Annotated in this window: 20 protein-coding genes; 12 read left to right on the forward strand and 8 right to left on the reverse strand. The window is 62.3% G+C overall.

All coding sequences use genetic code 11. The features are described from left to right. Nucleotides 1-719 precede the first annotated feature (719 nt). Nucleotides 720-1,829 carry a DUF695 domain-containing protein gene (locus NEK97_RS09530; RefSeq protein WP_257369610.1) on the reverse strand — a complete coding sequence of 370 codons (1,110 nt, stop codon included), beginning with the start codon at nt 1,827-1,829 and terminating at the stop codon, nt 720-722. 138 nt (nt 1,830-1,967) lie between these two features. Here NEK97_RS09530 and NEK97_RS09535 point away from each other — a divergent pair, with 138 nt between their 5' ends. After that, on the forward strand, nt 1,968-2,489 hold the full coding sequence (locus NEK97_RS09535) for a DUF4265 domain-containing protein (RefSeq protein ID WP_257369612.1): 522 nt from the start codon (nt 1,968-1,970) through the stop codon (nt 2,487-2,489). A gap of 2,353 nt (nt 2,490-4,842) precedes the next feature. Here NEK97_RS09535 and NEK97_RS09540 read toward each other — a convergent pair. From NEK97_RS09540 to NEK97_RS09550, 3 genes are all read right to left on the reverse strand, one after another. Continuing rightward, a complete protein-coding gene (locus NEK97_RS09540; RefSeq protein WP_257369613.1) occupies nt 4,843-5,190 on the reverse strand; it encodes a hypothetical protein in 348 nt (115 codons plus the stop codon). Between the two features lie 374 nt (nt 5,191-5,564). After that, complete coding sequence (locus NEK97_RS09545; RefSeq protein WP_257369614.1) at nt 5,565-6,467, reverse strand: hypothetical protein; 903 nt, start codon at nt 6,465-6,467, stop codon at nt 5,565-5,567. Between the two features lie 9 nt (nt 6,468-6,476). Then, a complete protein-coding gene (locus NEK97_RS09550; protein ID WP_257369615.1) occupies nt 6,477-7,496 on the reverse strand; it encodes an SPFH domain-containing protein in 1,020 nt (339 codons plus the stop codon). Between the two features lie 103 nt (nt 7,497-7,599). Between NEK97_RS09550 and NEK97_RS09555 the strand changes: the two genes are divergently transcribed. Beyond that, nucleotides 7,600-8,337: an NUDIX domain-containing protein gene (locus tag NEK97_RS09555; protein WP_257369617.1), complete on the forward strand. Its 738-nt coding sequence runs from the start codon at nt 7,600-7,602 to the stop codon at nt 8,335-8,337. Here NEK97_RS09555 and NEK97_RS09560 read toward each other — a convergent pair. The 4 genes from NEK97_RS09560 to NEK97_RS09575 form a co-directional block, all read right to left on the reverse strand. After that, complete coding sequence (locus tag NEK97_RS09560) at nt 8,332-8,928, reverse strand: AAA family ATPase (RefSeq protein ID WP_257369618.1); 597 nt, start codon at nt 8,926-8,928, stop codon at nt 8,332-8,334. The genes NEK97_RS09555 and NEK97_RS09560 overlap by 6 nt on opposite strands. A 65-nt stretch (nt 8,929-8,993) precedes the next feature. Beyond that, entirely contained in the window at nt 8,994-9,806 is an 813-nt protein-coding gene (locus NEK97_RS09565) for an enoyl-CoA hydratase/isomerase family protein (RefSeq protein ID WP_257369620.1), read from the reverse strand. Continuing rightward, on the reverse strand, nt 9,803-11,035 hold the full coding sequence (locus tag NEK97_RS09570; RefSeq protein ID WP_257369621.1) for a CaiB/BaiF CoA-transferase family protein: 1,233 nt from the start codon (nt 11,033-11,035) through the stop codon (nt 9,803-9,805). The genes NEK97_RS09565 and NEK97_RS09570 overlap by 4 nt, the downstream gene beginning before the upstream one ends. Before the next feature lie 27 nt (nt 11,036-11,062). Next, nucleotides 11,063-12,448, reverse strand: coding sequence for an SLC13 family permease (locus tag NEK97_RS09575; protein ID WP_257369622.1), 1,386 nt, complete (start codon nt 12,446-12,448; stop codon nt 11,063-11,065). Nucleotides 12,449-12,559: 111 nt separating this feature from the next. Here NEK97_RS09575 and NEK97_RS09580 point away from each other — a divergent pair, with 111 nt between their 5' ends. The 10 genes from NEK97_RS09580 (at nt 12,560) to NEK97_RS09625 (ending at nt 19,517) form a co-directional block, all read left to right on the forward strand. After that, a complete protein-coding gene (locus NEK97_RS09580; protein ID WP_257369624.1) occupies nt 12,560-13,324 on the forward strand; it encodes an IclR family transcriptional regulator in 765 nt (254 codons plus the stop codon). A 384-nt stretch (nt 13,325-13,708) separates the two neighbouring features. Next, nucleotides 13,709-13,972: a hypothetical protein gene (locus tag NEK97_RS09585; RefSeq protein ID WP_235517603.1), complete on the forward strand. Its 264-nt coding sequence runs from the start codon at nt 13,709-13,711 to the stop codon at nt 13,970-13,972. A 102-nt stretch (nt 13,973-14,074) separates the two neighbouring features. Further along, entirely contained in the window at nt 14,075-14,278 is a 204-nt protein-coding gene (locus tag NEK97_RS09590) for a hypothetical protein (RefSeq protein WP_235517602.1), read from the forward strand. After that, complete coding sequence (locus tag NEK97_RS09595) at nt 14,275-14,760, forward strand: hypothetical protein (RefSeq protein ID WP_257369625.1); 486 nt, start codon at nt 14,275-14,277, stop codon at nt 14,758-14,760. Before NEK97_RS09590 ends, NEK97_RS09595 begins: the two co-directional genes overlap by 4 nt. Further along, nucleotides 14,757-15,986: an Nramp family divalent metal transporter gene (locus NEK97_RS09600; RefSeq protein WP_257369626.1), complete on the forward strand. Its 1,230-nt coding sequence runs from the start codon at nt 14,757-14,759 to the stop codon at nt 15,984-15,986. Before NEK97_RS09595 ends, NEK97_RS09600 begins: the two co-directional genes overlap by 4 nt. After that, a complete protein-coding gene (locus NEK97_RS09605; RefSeq protein WP_257369627.1) occupies nt 15,983-16,405 on the forward strand; it encodes a hypothetical protein in 423 nt (140 codons plus the stop codon). Before NEK97_RS09600 ends, NEK97_RS09605 begins: the two co-directional genes overlap by 4 nt. Further along, complete coding sequence (locus tag NEK97_RS09610; RefSeq protein WP_257369628.1) at nt 16,392-16,727, forward strand: PRC-barrel domain-containing protein; 336 nt, start codon at nt 16,392-16,394, stop codon at nt 16,725-16,727. The genes NEK97_RS09605 and NEK97_RS09610 overlap by 14 nt, the downstream gene beginning before the upstream one ends. A 126-nt stretch (nt 16,728-16,853) precedes the next feature. After that, on the forward strand, nt 16,854-17,231 hold the full coding sequence (locus NEK97_RS09615; protein ID WP_257369629.1) for a hypothetical protein: 378 nt from the start codon (nt 16,854-16,856) through the stop codon (nt 17,229-17,231). A 117-nt stretch (nt 17,232-17,348) separates the two neighbouring features. Beyond that, on the forward strand, nt 17,349-17,864 hold the full coding sequence (locus NEK97_RS09620; protein WP_257369631.1) for an SRPBCC family protein: 516 nt from the start codon (nt 17,349-17,351) through the stop codon (nt 17,862-17,864). A gap of 129 nt (nt 17,865-17,993) precedes the next feature. Next, on the forward strand, nt 17,994-19,517 hold the full coding sequence (locus NEK97_RS09625; protein WP_257369633.1) for a CYTH and CHAD domain-containing protein: 1,524 nt from the start codon (nt 17,994-17,996) through the stop codon (nt 19,515-19,517). The last annotated feature ends 2 nt before the right edge of the window (nt 19,518-19,519 follow it).

The following is a 19,519-nucleotide window of genomic DNA, read 5'->3' on the forward strand; positions in this document are numbered from 1 at the left end:
GCCCGTAAGCCGATCCTTCACCGGGCGTCCCTCGCCCGCGGATCATGTGCTCGTCTGAGGTCTATACGACGTGACCGTTCCGAATCCCACTATTCTCCCGTCATACCAGAGCTTGAACGCAACGTCAGGAGTCGCATAAATTTGAGCGATTTCAGCCCAGAATGCGAGTTGGGCCTTTCCCCGCGTTCCCGGAACGAGTGCACTCGGACCGCTGATCATCGCACCAATCTGAACTTCCGTAGCGGCAGAGTCTCCGTCGAGGTTGGCGAAGACCAGCAGAAGCGATGGGGTCGGTGTTGGCATTGGCCCCGCTAGCCCGCCGTCTACGGTCGCTGCCAATTCCACTTCGCAGCCGACCGAGTAAGGCGTGTTCACCTGCTTGCCCCCGGGGACTTCAAGCATCACGGGCGATCACGGACCGTGGTCCAATCGGTCGCGACGGCAACGAAGACCAGCAGTAGTGTCGTGAAAGAGCTGTGGAGGCTTCCATAGACCGATCCTAAGCGGCAGCCCGCCGTCCTGTTGAAGGATCCCCTTCCGGGCTGAGGGATGTGCCAAATAGCGCTGTGAAAACACCACATTCATCTCCAAAGGCCCCAGGCGCGGCGTTCCACAAACAATTTCGACTGTGGGCAGGTGCCCCGAAAACCTGTACTTGCGAGGCGCTCTGCGGCAAAGGACGTGCAGGGCTGGGTCTGTTGGACGGAGCACCTTGGCTCCTATGAGAATTGGCGCAGATCCGTCCATCCAGGATCGGGTACTTGTGTAGTGGCAGCGTCAACTAAGCGGGCAGCTGCTTCGACAGACGCATGTCCGTTCTGGTCGTCGGAATCAGTGTAATAGTGGAGCACTCTGCTTCCAGCCGCTGTTTCATGGGCCACTAGGATCCCTCGCGGCCCGAGTGCCGCAGTGATGTTGTCCTCGATTTGGCGGAGACGGTTCAAAGCGGTTTCGGTGGGCAACCCATCGTCCCGTCGGTCTGCATACGCGAGGCTCACCTTAGTATGGAGGTCAAAGAGCGGGTAATCGATCCACCGTAGCGGCCTACGGGTCAGGACAACCATCCGCTCGCCTGCTGGCGTCGTGCCCTGCAGAAAGGCCCAGTTGTCCGGTTGTGCTTCTGCAGTCATCCTGTTGATGGCTTCGACGAGATCAGTTGCTGAAGCGGTGGCTACATCGGAGCTGGTGGTTGTGTTGATAGCTCCCACCCACCGTTCGACGCCGTCTTCGCCCAGAAGCCAGTCAAGAAACAAGAAGGAGACCCGCAGTGGTTCATCCCCTGGCATTTGACCGAACAGAGGGTGGTAAACCTCGACGTCGATACTTTCACGCTGGTCATCCACGCTTAGGCCGAACCGGATGTCCCCGAGCGGGAACTTAGTGCCGTTGATGTCCAAGACATTCTCGATAACGCCGGGCACGGGCTGACGGGCGGAGGCGAAGTCCCAAACCTCGTCAGCGGAAGGGGCGGCGCGCAGCCATTGTTCGGCGACTCTGCGTAACGCAGCATCACCCTCAGCGCTGACAACCAGAAGATGGTCCGAGCGATGACCGCGACCCGTGTCCCAGGCCAAGTCAGGATGCACATTGGCGAGTTGCTGGGTCATGACGCTGGGAAGATCGTCCCCCTCTCCGGTCTGCACGGCGGTGCCGAAGCGGTCTCTTCCCTCAGCGGCCCACCATTCCCAGAAAGCGCTAATCGGATGTGCTGGGGCCGGATTGCCCTTGCGCCGAAAAATTCCCATATCAACCTCTGCTTGGGCGGCAACATAAGCCGCAATGCAGAATCTACCGGAAAATTCTGACGGATCTCCGCCTAAGGTCACCATCGTCTCAGCTCCGCCCGTAAGCCGGTGGCCCAACGGACACGCTTCTGCGTTCGATAGGGGATCCTTGAGCGGACGCCTTCCAGCTACGCATCAACGCGACAGGACTTCTTGCAGACCTTCGTTCGGTAGTCTCAGCTGGTGACTGATTATCGGCAACACCCCAGCGTGGTGGCACACTGGCTTGACGGCTCGCTGCAGCCTCTTCCCGAAGCCTTAGAAGCACCAGAGACGATATGGTTTGCGCTACCCCCGGAACCAGGCGCTGAGCAAATGTGGGAAGGATTGCGCGGACGCGTCGAAACAGACGGTACTGCGACTGTTCTCGCGGTGCCTGCCTATCTCTACAACATCAACTTTGGCGACCGGGTAAACGTGATGCGATCAGAAGAGAATGCCCTCGTTGCCACGGGCTTGAACCACGACGCTCTTAACTTCACTTTCAGAGCCCTGCTGAACTCGGATGAGCCCAATTCCTGGCAGCCGTTGGCCACTGATCTTGCCAGGCTCGGGTGCATCGTCGATGTCATGTCACCGCGGTTCTTGGCCATATCCTGCAGCGAACCCTTGTCCCAGGACGTCGCCGACAAACTGTTCACGCTGCAAAACAACAGCGTCCTTCATTACGAGACTGGACGAACACAACTACCGAGTCACAGGTAGAGCGTCCGCCATGAGTGAAGTGACGAGCAAAGACGAAGTCATCCGTAAGCTACTCGTATCAGGTTTAGCCGATTGGGTTTCCTTGCATAACGTCGTGTGGTGGGGAACTAGCGGCACAATTGCCCCAGATACGAAGCAGGTAATTCTGGAGGTTCTCCATTCCGTTTACTCGGAGGGACTCCTGGTGCCTGGAGAGCTCGGGGAGACGGGGTTTGAGGATTGGGCGCCCCCGTCAGAAACATGGGTTATCCGGTCGGAGATGGCACTCGACGCTCTAGAGTGGCGACCAATGGGTGAAGGCTTTTGGCTGCGTCTAGCACCGCGAGGGGAGACCCTTGCGCAGCAATATGAAGCCGAAGGAGAGGACCTCTCGGAGTAGCAGGGTTCCTTTGGGTGACTCGGCGGTCCGAGTCAAGGGACCATTGTCAAATTCCGTGCCCGTAAGCCGGTGGCCCAACGGACACGCCCGATAGGGTCCGATGCCGGTTAGTCTGCGTGTATGAAGCCTCGCGGAACTCGTATCGCTGCTCTAGTGCTGGTGATTATCGTGGTTGCAGTAATTGTGGCTTGGGCAAGTTTCGGTGACCGCCCAGACCCCATGACCACTGCGGCGCTCAGCAGCGTCCTCGGAAATGGATACGGAGCACTAACTTGGTAAGCGATTTTCCAGAGCGTCAGCTCCTGTCTGGCGTGACGGCCTACGAGCTTCTATTGTGGCGATATCGAAGCACAACGGCAGCGCTGGCCGTGCTCGCGATAACGTTTGTGTGCAGCGTGTCGGGTGCACCCCAGTCTTGGTTTACGACGCTTTTGATGGTTGCAATCGGTCTAACGTTGCTGCCGCTAATCGTTCTCATCGGTAGCGTTGGAAGGCGGGAACGAGCTGAGCAGCAAGCTGGCTATACAACGCAAAGATTCGGGAATAGAAAATTGGAACAGCGGGACCCTTATCTAGGGCGCGTCATCCGGCGTTCTGGTGAACCGTACCTTTCCCGGGACGAGTTCCTGCAGATAGTCAAGAACGCAAAGACTACGGCGGAACGGCTGGAACCACGATCTTAGAAGCGCAAAACGTGGCGCAGCGGAGTAGAGGCAACAGTTTGGGCCTCCGGAGTCCCAAAGACCCCCAGGGCTTTAAGGGCCAGGTTGTTCGTGCCGAACGCGCCCGTAAGCCGATCCATTACCGGGCGTAATTGGGGGCGACTCACCTGGCAAAGAATCGGCCTTGCCCTTGACGCGTTCTGGGATCCATCGGGTAGCCAAGCTGCTCAAGACAATCCAGTACCTCGTTGGGGTGATAGGTCGAGAATGTCCACCAGGTTCCGTCCCGCCGCAGGAATCCCAGACCGTGAAAAGTATCTAGACCCCTCATCGTCCGGTAAACCAGACGGACGTCATCCCGTTCCTGTCTCCATGGGCCGAAGAACCTGCCTAACCCATGCCGCGCCCGGAACTCCAGCTGCTCCTTTGTCGGCACGAGAAGGATCCAAGGCGTGCCTGCCCTGAACTTTCCGGGGAGAGCGAGCCCTCCCTTGAATTCCGGCTGCTTCCCCATCTCATTCCAATCCACCTCAAGGTGCTTTCACACCACCGTACCGGTTTGGTCGGGAAGGTGATTGTGACAGTTTCTACCCGATCCTGTTCTTCCCCGCAGGCGATCCGCCCGGATGGCGATCCTTAACCGGGCGCTGTTTCAGCGGTCATGCCTCTTCGGAGTGCCAGTAGGAAAGCGCGGCAAATGCGGCGCCTCCGAGAATTCCGGTGGCAGCAGCCGTCACCCAGCGATCCGCATGCAGTACCAAGGGAAGAACACTGAAGAAGGTAAAGGTCGCGACGGATGTAGATATCAGGGCTGCAACACCTGTGAACATCGCACGCCTCGATCGGGATGACGATTCTGGCACTAAGCGCTCAAAGACATCGACGATTCCGGCAACGAGAAGTCCGAGAGCTGCTGTGGCTAGCGTGATGAAGAACAAGGCGAACAGAGCCCATAGGAGCTCCCCAAGCCTTATTGGCCTACCCCACCCCAAACTGAAGAAATAGACGGCCGATCCAGCCACCCCCAGGATGACGCCTAGCAAAAGCAAACGGGGTTTCAACTCACCGCGGCGCCACCACCCAGGGCGTGCAGGTTTTCCAACCATCGTTGAGCGCTGCCTTCCGGAGATTCTTGATAGCCAGTCCAACGCCATCGCCGGCTAGTTGGGAGCTATGCTATCGGACTACGCGCGGTAGCAGGAGCTCCCGCACGACTGCCCGTTAAGGGATCGGCTAGCGGGCAGCCGAATATGTTCTGCCGATGAGCTGAGTCGGCCCAGATAGGCGCAGCTCCCGAAGGCGACATTGTGGGTCACTCACACGGTGTCTCGTCAATCCGGGAGATGAAAACTGAATACAGGTTGTCTGTTCCATCCGGTAGGACTCGACGTTCCTTTCGAATCTCGTAGGCGGACTCAACTTCCACGTCTTGACCGACGTAGGCCTCCATCTCGCTAAGGATGTCGTCCATATCAGTTTTGTCTTCTTCAGTGACCTTCGAGAGCTGGAACCGCAGCTTGACCTTGACGCCGTGGATCTCCACACCGACCGCGAGGGCATGTTTCGGGATCAGACCGCGCATGGCCGCCACAGTCTGGGCGATGATGTAGATCTCCCATAGCGGCGCTTGGGCGAGGTCGTTTGGTGCTGGCATACGCATGGCGTCTCAATCCTCTGGTCGCCTGATGAGAGTCTCGGGTGTCGATCCTTGGCTGAAAATACATCAGTCGTCCAAGGAAAAGGCGCATTTGGTCGTGTCCGTAAGCCGGTCCTCCACCGGCCGCCGTTCAGGCTCACTCGGCGCGCGTCGGCACTCCCTGCGTTCAGGGCTTCCCGATTTCCGTAAGACCCGCCCGCAAAACTGCCCTAAACGCTACACGTCCGCCTTGCAAGTAGCGGGGGATCTTCACGCGGCCCGTGGACCATGAAAGTTCACAGCACTCCTGTTGCGACGATCAGTGGAAAATCGCCCGCTTGTGCTGCCAGGATCCTGTGCCGCCTGGTCGCCCCAAACCTTTGAGACAACGCTGCTGCTCAAACAACCAGCCGCAGCGGCCGCTGTCCCAGCTGAACCGTGATCTCCTGCCCCCAGGACGCCGTCAACCGGTCGTCTTCCATCCCGTCCCCGAACACCACCAACTGGTCGGATGCCACGGTGATCCGGAGGACCTCGCCGGCTTCCAGTACCCCTTCGGTGAGCGAAGCACCCGTAACCGGGGACGGCCACGCTTCCCGCACGAACCAGGCAAGCCGTGGATCAGTGGGCGCCGGCAAGGCACGTCCGCCGCGCTCCAAAGCGATCGATGCGCACCAGCCCGTGGCGCCCGTGCCGGTGGAGACAATAAGGCCCGACGACGACTGCCGCTCCGTCTGTCCTCCTGCTTGGGTGAAACTGGGTACAGAGAGGGTGTATTTCGCTGATTGATGCGAGGCGTGCCCGACGAAAACCTCGTTGAGCGCCGAAAGCTGCTGACCGTCGTCGAGCATTGCTGTCACGGTGGTGAGGTCCTGGCAGCGCAGCCGCTCAACGTTCCCGGTGCCCAGCAGCGCGGCGGCGGCCGCCGGTGTGTGGCGGACCAGGACGCCGGGGTTGGCGCCGGGTTCGGGATCGACGCCGATGACCGGCTGGCCATTCAGGTATTTGGCCACGTTCGCCACCAATCCGTCCTGCCCCACCACGGCGATGATGTCCTCGGCGGTCAGCAGAAAGCGGCTGAGGTCGGCGCGTTCCACTTCGGCTTGGCGCCAATCCGACGGTACGGAAGCCCTGATAGTTGCCAGGGCGTTGGCTAGACGGTCGTGCCGGTCCTGCACGTCCTGGATGCTGCGGCCCCGGGTGCTGAGGAAGAACTCGGCCTGGCCGCGGGTGGCGTGCCGGTCCAGCAGTTCCTGGAGCTCCGTCCTCCGGTGGACAATGACGATGCGCGGGGTTGCCATGGTGGGTCCTTACTTGGTGATTTCGGAGGTGGCTGCGGGTTCCTTGAACAGCCCGGCGAGTGCTCCGCTGAGCAGGTCCGGGGTGATGGTGAGATTCCCGATGTTCGGGAGGCTGCCGGCGGCGTCCTTGAGCGCGAGGGCCAGCAGGGTGGCTTGTTCCATGCCGCGGTACACCTCCATTGTGGCGGATTCACGGGCCGCGGCAGCTTCGCCAACCAGGCGGATCTGGTTTGCTTCCGCAGCCGCGCCGATGCCATTTCGCTCCGCTGATGCCTGGGCTTCGATGAGCCCTGCGGCGGCTTTTTCCTCGGCGGCACGGCGTGCGTTGGCGCCCTCTTGGGCCACGAGGTTCTCGCGGCGGACGGCCAGTTCGATCTGGCTGGCCATCTCGTTCTCGGAAATGGTGCGTTCACGTTCGACGGCGACCGCTCGCCTTTCGTAAACCGCCCGGTCCGCTTCGGCCTGGAGTTGTTCGCGCACCGGGGTCTGCAAGGCGCGCTCCACATCGGACTCGGGGCGAACGGCGAGGACCTGGACACCGAGGATCTCAATACCGGTGGACTGGAGACGTGCATCGGCCCGCAATGCGTCGGTGAGCACCAGTCGGAGTTGGCTGACTCCGCGTTCAAGCGCTTCGGCGAGCGTTGTGGTGGCGATCTGGTCGATCGCGTGGCTTTGGCAGAGCTGGCCGATGATGGTGGACACTTGCTCGCGTCCGGTGGCCGGCGCCTTGCCGGCGGTCTGCAAGCCAAAGTCCAGGCGGGTGGAAACAGCCACGGGGTCGATGAAGCGGTAGGTCACATTCGCCTGGACACTGACGTCCTGGTGGTCGCGGGTGATGGCGTGGAAAAGAGTGGGGAGCTCCTGGTCGTCCACGGGCACCTCGCTGAGTACTGAGTTGGCGGGCCGGAAGAAGAACGCCTGGCCCACTCCTTGGTGCTTGACTGCACCCGTCTGCAGGTGCACGACGTAGCCGGTGGGGCTGCCGAGGAAGTGGCTGATCCAGGGGTAGCGCTTGATGGTTGCCATGATGTTTGCTCCTTCATTTCTTCTCGTCAATTTGACGATAACTCGACTGTAGGGCCGGCACAGCATTATTGTCAACATGACGATAATTACCTACGATTGATGCATGCCTGAATCCCACCCGGCGCCCCAGCGCTTCCCGGTGACCGTCGACGTCGTCGCCCTCACCGTGCGCGATGGCGTGCTGAACGCCCTGCTGATCACCCGACTCATCGAGCCATTTCGTGGCAAACTGGCGCTTCCCGGTGGCTTCGTTCTGGCGGGGGAGGACTTGCTGGAAGCGGCGGCCCGGGAGCTCGCGGAGGAGACCGGCGTCGAGCGTCTGCCCGGGCACCTCGAACAATTGGGGAGCTATGGGCCGAAAGGCCGCGATCCGCGTGGCGATATCCTGACGGTCGCACATCTGCTGCTGGCGCCGGACTTTCCCGTATTGGCGGCAGGCAGCGACGCCGAGAAAGCGGCTTGGTACCCGGTTCGGGAAATCCAGGATGGCACGCTTGAGCTGGCGTTCGACCATGCGCAAATCCTCAACGACGCGTTGGAGCGGGCCAAGTCCAAGCTGGAATATTCACCCCTCGGGGCGGCCTTCTGCGGCGAGGAGTTCACCATCGCACAGCTTCGCGCCGTCTATGAGGCGGTCTGGGGCACTCGCCTGGACCCGCGGAATTTTCACCGGAAGGCGACAGGGACGCCCGGATTCCTCGAGGAAACCGGCCGAATGACAGCGGGCGACGCCGGCAGGCCGGCTGCGCTTTTCCGGCTCGCCCCCGCGGCGCGCCCGACGGCGGGCCAACCCACCCGCGCGGTTCTCAATCCACCCCTGATGCGCCCGCGGGAATCATGATAGCCAAGCCGGCTCGACTGCGGCCATCGCCCGGGTGACCTGGACCAGTGCGTCCTCGGGCATACCGTTCGCGTCCACCACTACGAAGTCATTGAATTCCGAGAGCGATCGGTATGCCGCCCGGAAAGCCTCCAGGTCGGCGAGGGATTCCTTGTCGGTGCCGCGCGCCAGGACCCGCTCGTGGGCAACCCGCGGATCGACGTCGAAGTGGAACATGAGGTCCGGAGCGGGAAGCTTCCCCAGCAGCCACGGAATCAAACGGCCGCGACCCAATCCGTTGGCCTGGCGCAACGCGAGTTGGCAGTGGAGGTGGCGGTCCATCACCACCAGCCCGTCGAACTTTCGAGCGGCAGACGAGGCGCGGGCGTGATTTACCAGCACGTTGAAAACTCGAATGAAGGTCTCAACAAAATCGGCAAACCAAGGCTGCAGATGCCAGCCGAATCTTTCGGAAAGAAGCGACAAATGCCTGCGGCCGGCGTGGTTGCTGAGTAGCACGGCGTCGCGTCCGGCGGCGCGGGCCGAGTCGACCAAGGCGCGGGCCGCCGTCGTCTTTCCTGAACCGTCAATTCCCGTCAGAACAATGAGCATGAGGCCTCCCCTCGTTTCCTGTCCAACGAAACGAGGGGAGGGATTGTCCCGCGATGCGGCGCAGATCACCCCATGGGCCGCCACTGGAACCGGGGTTGCTTGCGGTTCAGAAAAGCGCTGATGCCGATCTCCATGTCCGGGCTGGCAGGCATCGCAGCCCAGGCATCGGCCCATTCCTGGTCCACCACCGGTTCACCCGCTGACCCCTCACAATCCACCAGCCGCTTCATCGCGTGCATGGAGAAACGGGACCGGCTGCGCAGCGTGTTGATCAGTGCTGCGCACTTCTCTTCAAAGGACTCCGAGGGAACGACGTCGGCCACCAGGCCAAGCGCCTTGGCTTCAGTAGCGCTGAACGTCCGTCCCGTGAGGAGGATGTACTTTGCGTTGGCGTGACCCACCAGCCGCACCAACCGTTCCAAGCCGGGACGGGGATAGATGATGCCGATCTTCGCCGGGGTCAGCCCAATGACGGCGCGTTCGTTGGCGATGACGAAGTCGCACGCTGCTGCAATCTGCCAGCCGCCACCCATGCACGCGCCGTCCACCAAGGCCGCTGTCGGCTTCGCTACGGAAGCAATGGCGGAATCGGCCCGGCTGAGATGGTCCACCGTGGAGCCATCGGGTTGTGGGTCGGTGAGGACGGAGGAGAGTTCGCTGATGGACGCACCGGCGCAAAACGTGTCCCCGGCACCGCGCAACACCACTACTGAAACATCAGGATCGGCGTCCAAACGGGGCATGAGTTCCTGGAACTCCAGGCACATGGCTTTGGTCAGGGCGTTGCGTTGGGCAAGGTTGGAGATCTCCACTGTCGCCACACCGCCGGCAACTGAAACGGAAAGGCGGCCGGTGCGCACCTCGGAAGCGATGCTCATGAGCGTGCTCCCGCGTCCGCGGAAGTCCGGAATGCCGGCCCGCACACAACGCGACCTTCTCGCTCAAGCCGGGACACGTCGTCGTGCGTCATTCCACGTTCCAACAGAACCTCCGCTGTGTGCTCGCCAAGAAGCGGCGGCGGCGTATGGATTTCGCTCGCCTCGCCGTCCAGGCTCAGCGGCCCGCGCAGGAGGGGGAGTTCGGAACCGTCCCGTCGCTGGCGGCGCTGAACGAGCTTCAACGCGGCCACTTGCTCAGTAGCCAGCGCCTGCGTGTAGTTGAAGATGGGCCCGCAAGGGATACCGGCTTGGCTGATCAGCGGAACCCACTCGGAAGCGGGCCTGGTGGCAAGCGAGGACTCAATGAGTTCTGTCAGCTGATCGCGGTTGGCCGAACGATCCGCTCCGGTGGCGAACCGGGGATCCTCCAGCGCGGAGGGAACGCCGATCAGCATGCAGAACGCCCGCCATTGCTTGTCGCTTCCCACGGCGATGTTGATGGATTCCGTGGCGGTGGCAAACGTGCCGTAAGGCGCGATGACGGGGTGGTTGTTACCTTGCGGGGTGGCTGCTTCGCCGAGGCTTAGGGCTTTCTGTCCTTGGAACGCGGACAGGTTCAGTGCGGTTTCCAGCAGTGAGGTGGACACCCGGCCGGGCCGTTCGCCGTTCCGGGCGCCGAGCAGCGCGGAGACGATGCCGAACGCACAAACCATCCCGGAAGTGATGTCCACGATCGGAAGACCCACACGATATGGTTCCCCGGGACCGGGCCCTGTGACGGACATCAGCCCCGACATTCCCTGGATGACCTGGTCCAGCCCCGCGTCGTCCTTGAGGGGCCCGGTGTTCCCGAACCCGCTGACGGACCCCAGCACGAGGTCCGGGTTGAGTTCCTCGAGTCGCGCGGCAGTGAAGCCCATCTTGTCCAGGGTCCCGGGTTTGAAGTTCTCCACCAGGACATCGGCATCGGCGATCAAGCCGGCGAGGATGTCGCGACCCTCGGCAGAATAGAAGTCCAGGCACACAGATGCCTTGTTGCGATTGACGGAGTCGAAATAGAGGCTGTGGCCGTCCTGGAATGGCGGCCATTGCCGGGCGGTGTCACCGCCGTTGACGCTTTCCACCTTGATGATCCTGGCGCCCATGTCAGCCAGGAGTGCCGTGCAATAGGGCCCGGCGAGTGCCCGGCTGAGGTCGATCACGGTGATCCCGCGGAGTGGTTTGAGCATGGTTGTGTACCTAACGTTGGAGCGGATTCAGAGGCTGGAGGGCAACACCAGGGCACCCACCAGAAGGAGCGGGCCGACCACCACCATGGACAGGCCCCACCGGGTGAGGAGGGTGGTGATGCGGGGACGTTCGTCGGCGTCGACTGTGGCTACGAACGTGGCGCCGACAGTGGAGAACGGTGAAACGTCCACGATGGATGAACACACACCCAGCGCCGCGATGACCGCCCACCCGGCGATGTCACCGGAGGCCACCAGTGGCAAGGCAAGCGGCACAAGGGCCGCGAGCATGCCGGTGGTGGAAGCGAACGCGGACACGAGCCCGCCGATCGCGCAGATCACCAGCGCGGCCAGGAGCGGGGTTCCGACGGCGCCGGCTGCTTCGCCGAGCAGGGTAACCGCTCCCATGGTCTGAAGCACTCCGACGAACGTGATGATCCCGCCCACCAGCAGGACCGTGGACCAGTCGATCTTGGCCACGGCCGACTTGCCGGATTGCGGATCGCACAAGGTGAGGACCGAGGCGAAAGCGAAACACAGAACGCCGATGTCCGGGCTGGCGCCGAGCGCGGACATCAGGATGACGGTGAGGACCAAACCCGCCATGCAGAGCACTGTGATGACCTGGTTGCGGTTGAGTTGAGGGCCCGACGCCGGTGCCTCCGTGCGCGGTCCATCCAGGACCTGGATGGTTTGTTGCGCCGCTTGCTTGCCCCGCGCGATGTTGCCGTCGCGCTCAAAGGGGTGTGACGGCGTCGGGCGTTCTTTGCTGAAGCGTGGCACGGCTGTGCCAAAACCGTCCGTGGTGCGGGTGTTGAGCAGCTTGAAGCCGCCGAAGAGGACGTAGGCGGCAGCTACGAGAGCCAGGTTGGTGCCAAGTGCCACGGTGAAGAGAACCAACGGATCGAGGTCGATCCCCGCTGCCCGCGCCGTGCCATAGGTAACGATGCCGAACAAACTGGTGGGGGCGAATCCTCCAGCGCTGAGGCCCGAGCCGATGGCGATCCCCATGAGCATGCGGTCGATGCCGTACCGTTTGGCCAGCGGCATCCCAATGGGCGCCATGACCAGTCCGGCCAAGGGCGAACCCATGGCCGAAATGCCTATGGTCAGCGCGAAGAAGGCCAGCGGCAGGAAGAATGCCCGGTCACCGACTTTGGCAATGGCCCGCTCAATGATCACGTCGATGGTCCCGTTCGCTTGGGCGATCGCGAAGAAATAGGTGACGCCTACCAGCAGGACCAGGATTCCGATGGGGAATCCCGCTACTACCTTGTCGATGGTCATCCCCGCCATCCACACGCCGACGCCTGCTGCCGCTGCGAACATGAGCACTCCGATGTGCACTTTGCGCAGGGTAGCCAGGACGAACACGCCCACAAAGATGGCGAGAGCCGCAATTTGTAATTCCATAGCCCGTTCTCCAATCAAACTTCTTCGGTTCACTGGATGAACCAACGGTTCATTTTGGGAAGTCGCCTGTAATGTAGAGGACAGGGAAAAGGCCGTCAAGCGGGAGAGTGGATGAGTACGCAGAGTGTGGTCACGGCAATCCGGGTGCTTGAAGCGGTCTCCGACAACCAGCCGGCGGGTTTGTCCGAACTCAGCCGGGAAGTGGATGTTCCCAAGGCCACGGTTCTCCGGGTTCTGAGGACACTGGGGGAGCTGGGCTGGGTTTCGCAGTCCGAAGCCCAGGCCGGCAAATGGGTCCTGACCAATCACGCGTTCGCTGTTGCCAGCCGTGGAAGCAGCGGATCTGTCATCCGCGACGCCGCCATGGGCCCACTCAACGCGCTGCAACTGGACACCACCGAAACAGTCCACCTGGCGGTGCCGGACCGCCGCTATATGCTCATCATCGAGCGCCTGGACACGCCGCACGTCCTCCGGGCTTTCCTGCCGCTGGGCTCGCGTCTGCCCATGCACGCCTCCTCGACCGGCATGGCGTACCTGTCAGCCGCCGATGAAGCTTTCGTCGAGGAATACCTGGCTGGTCCGCTTGAAGCACTGACACCGCAAACGGTCGTGGACCCGGCCAAGCTCCGGGCGATGATCGGAGACACGCGGGCCCGAGGGTATTCCATCAACGAGCAGGGGCTCAGCACTGGCATCACCTCGATCGGTGTTCCGCTTCTGGGGCCCGGCGGCGTGGCGGCGGGATCGATCTCCATTTCGGGGCCCTCAAGCAGGATTGTTCCCACCAAGTACCAGGAGTACGGCGAGGCTGCAGCAGGAACCGCCCGGGAGATCAGTCGTGCTCTGGGAGCTTCTTCATCAAAAGGTTACTAAGTTTCCTGACCAACTACTGCGCTGGAAGTCATTGCACGCCTATCATGATGCTGTGAACGTGCTTCTGCCGGGCAATTGTTCGTTTGAACTCTTTTCCGGGAGGGTACGTAAGCGATAAGGAGATGAATTTCTCCGATCGGTGCCCGTTGGCATGGGTGGCGCTCCTCCGGGGGTACCAGCGGACGCCTTCCTGAATAGACAAACATTTATTGAAGGGATGCGTAGCTCAATGAACACACTCCTGATAATCGCTGGCGTAATTGCGATCATCTTGCTTCTCGTCGGTGGATTTAACCAAGCCCTCAGTTTCCTGCTGTGGGTAGGAATTATCCTGCTGGTACTGGCCCTCATTGGATGGGTGCTGGGCCGGGGCCGGTCTCGCGTATGACAACTGATCCAAGCGAAGTTGCCGGCTACGCCCAGGTTCGCGACGGAACAACTACGCCCGGGCGCCCCCTTCCCAGGGACCCGGACGTGCCCGGAACCGGTGGGCAGGTGCCGGTCAGCGACGGTCCCGAGGAAGCTCCAGAGGATGCCGTTGATGCCGGACCCAGCGAATCAGCAAATCCGCCGGGACCGGCAGAGGAAAAGGATGAGAAAACCGCGGATAATCGCGGTTTGACCACCGAAACCAATCCCACGGACTGACAGTGGGCTTTTGCGGCCGCGGGCGGAAGAAATTCCGGCTGCGGCCGCACTCGTAATCAGTGACTGCGGCGGGGTGCAGCCAACTCAGCGATTGAGGTTGATATGCGGTTCGGTTCAATCATCGGGCTTCTGGTAGTGGTGTGGCTGGTTATTGGAGCGGTGGCTGCCGGCCAGCGGGGTTACTACAGCGACCCGCCCGCGCAATGCTCGCAGTTTGCAACCATTGCGCTCAACATCGTCGCGGGTCCACTGAATTACACCGGCCTGAATCCCCAAGGCGGGTGTGAGATTCCGAAGCCGTCATGACCCGAAGCTGGAAGCTTCTGGCAGCAACCCTGGCCGCCTTGGTCTTCGTGGGCGGACTGCTTTCCGGGTGCGCCCAAAGCCCTTCAGCGGACTCCCTTAAAGGCCCTGCCAAGGAAGCCGCCTCCGCTGTTCGCGCCGCTTCCCTGGCGGTGGACCTCAGGCTCCAGGAACGCGCGACGGCGGCAGCGGCGACTACCACTGCGGACGACATGCTCAAGGGCATGCAATCGGCCACCGATCAGCTGGAACATTTCGGCGCGAAAACGCAGGATGAACAGTCGCTGCGGGACAGCATGCTGGCCTGCTTCTCCGCCATTTCACGGTCTCTCCTCCACGCCAGGGACGCCCTAGCCGCACCCACATCAACACCTGACGGCGGAACGGACCTCGCAGGAAGTGTCCAGCTCCCGGCGGTCCAGGGTGAACTCCGAACGGCCACTGAACAACTTGACGCCCTCATGACCAAGGCCGGCATCCAGTGAAACGGCTCCTCGGTGTTGCACTCGGCATCCTGACAGCGATCGGGGGCTTTGTCGACATCGGGGACCTTGTGACCAACGCCGTCGTTGGCTCCCGATTCGGCCTCTCACTCGCATGGGTTGTTCTTGTGGGTGTGGTGGGTATCTGCCTGTTCGCCAATATGTCCGGACGGGTCGCCGCCGTCTCTGGGCGGGCCACCTTTGAAGTGATCCGGGAACGCATGGGACCGCGGGCGGGCCTTGCCAATCTCACCGCATCCTTCCTGATCAACCTCATGACTGTCACTGCGGAGATCGGCGGAATTGCCCTGGCCCTCCAGCTGGCCAGCGGCGTTTCCTACATGCTGTGGGTTCCGTTCGCCCTGATCGCGGTATGGCTGGTGATATGGCGGGTGAAGTTCAGCATCATGGAAAATGTGACAGGGCTTGTAGGCCTGTCCCTGGTGGTCTTCGCCGTAGCGCTCTTCCTCCTCAAGCCGGACTGGGGTTCGCTCGCCTCCCAGGCGCTGAACCCCTCAATCCCCTCGGAGGAGGGTTCCGGCGTGTACTGGTACTACGCGATCGCCCTGTTTGGGGCGGCCATGACGCCCTACGAAGTGTTCTTCTTCTCCTCCGGTGCCGTGGAGGAACGCTGGAAGGTCAAGGACCTGGTGCAATCACGGATCAACGTCCTGTTGGGCTTCCCGCTGGGAGGTTTCCTGTCCCTCGCCATCGCGGCGTGCGCCGCCGTCGTCCTCCTGCCGGCCGGCATCAGCGTGACGACGCTGTCGCAGGTCGCGCTGCCAGTCATCCAGGCGGGCGGGCAACTGGCGTTGGCTGTCCTGATCCTCGGCGTTGTCGCCGCGACGTTCGGTGCTGCGCTGGAAACGACCCTGTCCAGCGGGTACACGCTGGCCCAATTCTTCGGTTGGTCCTGGGGTAAGTTCCGGCGGCCGGCGGAGGCGGCCCGCTTCCACGTGGCCATGATCGTGGTCCTGCTGGCGGGTGTCGCTGTCCTGGCCACCGGTGTGGACCCTATCCTGGTCACCGAATATTCCGTGGTGTTTTCGGCGATAGCGCTGCCGCTGACCTACCTGCCCATCCTGATCGTGGCGAACGATCCCCAGTACATGGGCAAGCACGTCAACGGCCGGGCTGTGAACATTGTGGCCTTCGTTTACTTGGTCATCATCCTGGTGGCCTCAGTGGCGGCCATCCCCCTCATGATTGCGACGGGAGCAGGGGCATGAGAAAAGCGAAACCGATTCCGGCTCAGGACATCAAGCCCGCGCCGCGTACGGCCGGCTTGGTGCTGGATGCCCAGCTGCACTTGCTGGACCGGCAAATACTGGACGTCGACGGCGTACCCGTCACCACGGTTGACGACGTGGAGTTGAGCGGCCCCGCACCTGATGAACCCATCCCCGAAGGAGCCGAGGCTCCCCACATCACGGCCCTGCTGACCGGAGCGGTTCTCGGTACGCGGATCTTCGGCGGCAGGCCGCCGTCGAGCAGGTTCATCAGGATTCCGTGGGACATGGTGGCTGGCGTGGATACGGTGGTTTCGCTGGGAGTCCGAGCCAATTCACTCGATGCCTCCTGGGTTGAGCGGTGGATGCGGGACCAGGTCATCGCGAAAATTCCAGGAGGCCGGCATGATCCTGAATGACATTCTGGGCAGGGACGTCATGGACAGCAGTGGCGGACGGTTGGGCGAGGTGTCGGACGTCAGGTTCGCCCTGGACGCTGCACCGGCGCAGCTATTGAGCCGTGCCCGGATGGTGGGCATCGTGGTGAGTCCCCGGACGGCGACGTCGTTCCTCGGGTATGAGCGGCAGGACTTGTCTCAGCCTTGGCCCGTGGCACAACTGCTGCGATGGCGGCATCGGGGATCGTTCCTGGTGTTGTGGGAGGACATCGCGGTGATGGGTCCCGACGGCGTGAGGCTGCGCTCCGAGTTCACGGCGTACGAATCAACATTGCCAAGGTAGCCGCTGTTTGCAAATGCTAAGTTTGCTGATTAGTTTGGTAGTAGGGCATGGACATGCCATAGAACGCCCTTAGGGGTTCGAAGAGTTCCATATACACGTTCACCGCTTTTGGAAAGGACAGGTCGCATGGACAAGCAGAACGCCACACCGGAAGAGGAAGTGGGCGGCTACGGCACTCCCACCGCGGAGCAGGAAGCCGGCGGCGGCCAAGCGCAGCCCCGGGTGGAGGAAGACCTCTCCGAAGCCGGACTCAGCCAGGACAGCCCCGACGGCGAAACGTTCGCCACCGGTGCGCCGAACCTCAGCCACTTGGACCCCGAAGACTCGGACAGCTCAGGGGAGCCGGGCGCTGGTCGCTTCGGCGGGACTGAAGAACAGTCGCACGCCGAGCAGTCCTTGCAGCCGGACGGCAACGACGATGACTTGCCGGACGGCAGCGGCAACGACCTCCCCCAAGAGGAGTCTCCGAATGACGATGACGAAGAAGATTTCGACGCCGGCTAAAAACTCCAGCTGGCGCGCTTAAGCAGGCGCGCCTCCGGTTAAGCAGCCAGCCGGCTGGCGTGCCACTGGCACCACCCGCAATAAAGCACCCGAGACACGATCGAAGGAGCAAAACCTATGGCCACCGTAAACAAGTCAATTGAAGTAGACGTCCCCGTATCCGTCGCCTACAACCAATGGACACAGTTCGAGACGTTCCCCGAGTTCATGAACGGGGTGGACGCTGTTGAGCAGATCGACGAAACGGGCCTCCACTTCTCAACCAACGTGGGCGGGGTAAAGCGCGAGTACAACGCGCAGATCGTGGAACAGGTCCCGGACACCTTGGTCAGCTGGGCCAGCGTGGACGGCCCCCGCAACGGCGGCACGGTGAGCTTCGAGTCGCTCGAACCTGCCAGGACCCGGGTCTCGGTCGAGATCGTGTGGGAGCCGGAAAGCCTCACTGAAAAGGCTGGTTCGGCCCTTGGGGTGGACAGCCTGCGTGTTGGCGCGGACCTGGACAAGTTCAAGAAGTTCATTGAGGCCCAGGGGCACGAAACCGGTGCCTGGCGTGGGACGGTGTCTGGCGGCGACGTGGATGACACAGGCGAAGGAACGCTGGATCCCACCCGCCCCCGCTCGGTAGACATCTAGCGCGGCGCTGCGGACTCGTTCACACTGGTAACAGCACCAAATAGATAGCTCCAACGAGGGCCGGCCACTGATACGGGCCGGCCCTCGCGGCATATCCGGGAGCTGATACGGCAGAGGAGCACGGAGTACATGGCAACGGCCAGCAACATCGAGACTGAGCGGAAATTCGACGCCGATGAGTCCACGCCGCTCCCAGACCTGGAGTCCATCGAGGGCGTCGGGAGAGTCGGTGAGCCCGCGGTCCATCACCTGGAGGCCGTCTACTTCGACACCAGCCGCCTGGCCCTGGCCGCCCGCGGGATCACGCTGCACCGCCGCACCGGTGGTACCGATGCCGGCTGGCACCTCAAACTTCCGCATAGCCCGGGCAACAGGACGGAAGTCCAGGCCCCACTGGGCTCCGTGGATTCCATTCCCGACGAACTCCTGGAACGCGTCCTTGCCTACACCCGTGGTCGGCCGCTGGCGCCGGTTGCCACGCTGAATACCGAACGCACCAGCTTCGCCCTCTACGGAGACGACGGCGGACGCCTTGCCGACTTCGTCGACGACCGGGTGCGTGCCCTCGTAACCATCGATGGGCCGCGTGAGTCCCGCTGGCGCGAGTGGGAGCTCGAACTGGCGGCGAAGGACGGGCAAGACGATGCATTGCTGGAGGCTCTCGCCGGACAGCTGGCCGACGCCGGAGCCGTGCCCAGCAAGCGTGCCTCCAAGTTGGCCACGGCCCTGGGCGATTCATGGCCGCCGCCCCGGAAAGCAGCTGGGCATTCTTCCAGTGGCAAGGCCCCGGCCGTTACTCCGGTGCTGGAGTACCTGGAGTCGCAAATCGCTGACCTGCTTCTCCAGGACGCGCACGTCCGGCAGGACCGGGATGACGCCGTGCATCAAATGCGCTCCCTGATCCGGCGGATTCGTTCGGTGCTGCACACCTACCGAAAGCTCTTTGATCCCGCGGCGGTGGAAGGGCTTGAATCTGAACTGAAGTCCTTGGCCGAAACGCTGGGCCGCTACCGGGATGCGGAGGTCCTGCACGAACGGCTTCGCGCGTCCCTGGACGAGCTGCCGGCGAAGCTGGTGCTGGGTCCGCTGCATGACGAACTCGACCAGCGCATGCAGGTCAGGTTGGACACGGCGTTGTCGGCCATCCGGGAGCGATTGGACAGTGCCCGTTACTACAAGCTGCTGGAACAGCTCGAGGAGTTCACCCAAGCCCCACCCACCATCCTCAAGGGGAGCCGTCCGGCCGGCAAAACGACCGCCAAGCTCGTCAACAAGGCCGCCCAACGGCTCGGCAAACGCCATGACGCCGCGGTGGGTGCCGCCGTCGGGCCTCAACGCGACAAGGCTTTCCATGAGGTCCGGAAGGCAGCCAAAAAGCTGCGTTTCGCCGCCGCGGCTGTAGGAAGCGTGCACGGCAAGCGCGCCAGCAGGATTGAGGACGCAGCCCACAAGGTGCAATCGATCCTGGGCGAGCACCAGGACAGTGCCATGGCCCGCGAAGAGCTGCTGAAACTGGGCTCGGCGTCGGACGTCGGGAACGCGGCGTTCACCTACGGGGTGCTTCACGCGCAGGAGCGCAGTGCCGCAGATGCGACAGAGCTCCAGTACCTGCAGAGTGGCAAGAAAGCGCGAAAACTACGACTCAAGCCCTGACA

It is taken from the genome of Paenarthrobacter sp. UW852 (assembly GCF_024608385.1).
Classification (GTDB): Bacteria; Actinomycetota; Actinomycetes; order Actinomycetales; family Micrococcaceae; genus Arthrobacter.

Bases quoted from the DNA above. Each gene is read 5' to 3' on its own strand.
- NEK97_RS09530 (WP_257369610.1), bottom strand. From the start codon at position 1,829: ATGGTGACCTTAGGCGGAGATCCGTCAGAATTTTCCGGTAGATTCTGC.
- NEK97_RS09540 (WP_257369613.1), bottom strand. From the start codon at position 5,190: ATGCGTATGCCAGCACCAAACGACCTCGCCCAAGCGCCGCTATGGGAG.
- NEK97_RS09545 (WP_257369614.1), bottom strand. From the start codon at position 6,467: ATGGCAACCCCGCGCATCGTCATTGTCCACCGGAGGACGGAGCTCCAG.
- NEK97_RS09550 (WP_257369615.1), bottom strand. From the start codon at position 7,496: ATGGCAACCATCAAGCGCTACCCCTGGATCAGCCACTTCCTCGGCAGC.
- NEK97_RS09555 (WP_257369617.1), top strand. From the start codon at position 7,600: ATGCCTGAATCCCACCCGGCGCCCCAGCGCTTCCCGGTGACCGTCGAC.
- NEK97_RS09560 (WP_257369618.1), bottom strand. From the start codon at position 8,928: ATGCTCATTGTTCTGACGGGAATTGACGGTTCAGGAAAGACGACGGCG.
- NEK97_RS09565 (WP_257369620.1), bottom strand. From the start codon at position 9,806: ATGAGCATCGCTTCCGAGGTGCGCACCGGCCGCCTTTCCGTTTCAGTT.
- NEK97_RS09570 (WP_257369621.1), bottom strand. From the start codon at position 11,035: ATGCTCAAACCACTCCGCGGGATCACCGTGATCGACCTCAGCCGGGCA.
- NEK97_RS09575 (WP_257369622.1), bottom strand. From the start codon at position 12,448: ATGGAATTACAAATTGCGGCTCTCGCCATCTTTGTGGGCGTGTTCGTC.
- NEK97_RS09580 (WP_257369624.1), top strand. From the start codon at position 12,560: ATGAGTACGCAGAGTGTGGTCACGGCAATCCGGGTGCTTGAAGCGGTC.
- NEK97_RS09585 (WP_235517603.1), top strand. From the start codon at position 13,709: ATGACAACTGATCCAAGCGAAGTTGCCGGCTACGCCCAGGTTCGCGAC.
- NEK97_RS09590 (WP_235517602.1), top strand. From the start codon at position 14,075: ATGCGGTTCGGTTCAATCATCGGGCTTCTGGTAGTGGTGTGGCTGGTT.
- NEK97_RS09595 (WP_257369625.1), top strand. From the start codon at position 14,275: ATGACCCGAAGCTGGAAGCTTCTGGCAGCAACCCTGGCCGCCTTGGTC.
- NEK97_RS09605 (WP_257369627.1), top strand. From the start codon at position 15,983: ATGAGAAAAGCGAAACCGATTCCGGCTCAGGACATCAAGCCCGCGCCG.
- NEK97_RS09610 (WP_257369628.1), top strand. From the start codon at position 16,392: ATGATCCTGAATGACATTCTGGGCAGGGACGTCATGGACAGCAGTGGC.
- NEK97_RS09615 (WP_257369629.1), top strand. From the start codon at position 16,854: ATGGACAAGCAGAACGCCACACCGGAAGAGGAAGTGGGCGGCTACGGC.
- NEK97_RS09620 (WP_257369631.1), top strand. From the start codon at position 17,349: ATGGCCACCGTAAACAAGTCAATTGAAGTAGACGTCCCCGTATCCGTC.
- NEK97_RS09625 (WP_257369633.1), top strand. From the start codon at position 17,994: ATGGCAACGGCCAGCAACATCGAGACTGAGCGGAAATTCGACGCCGAT.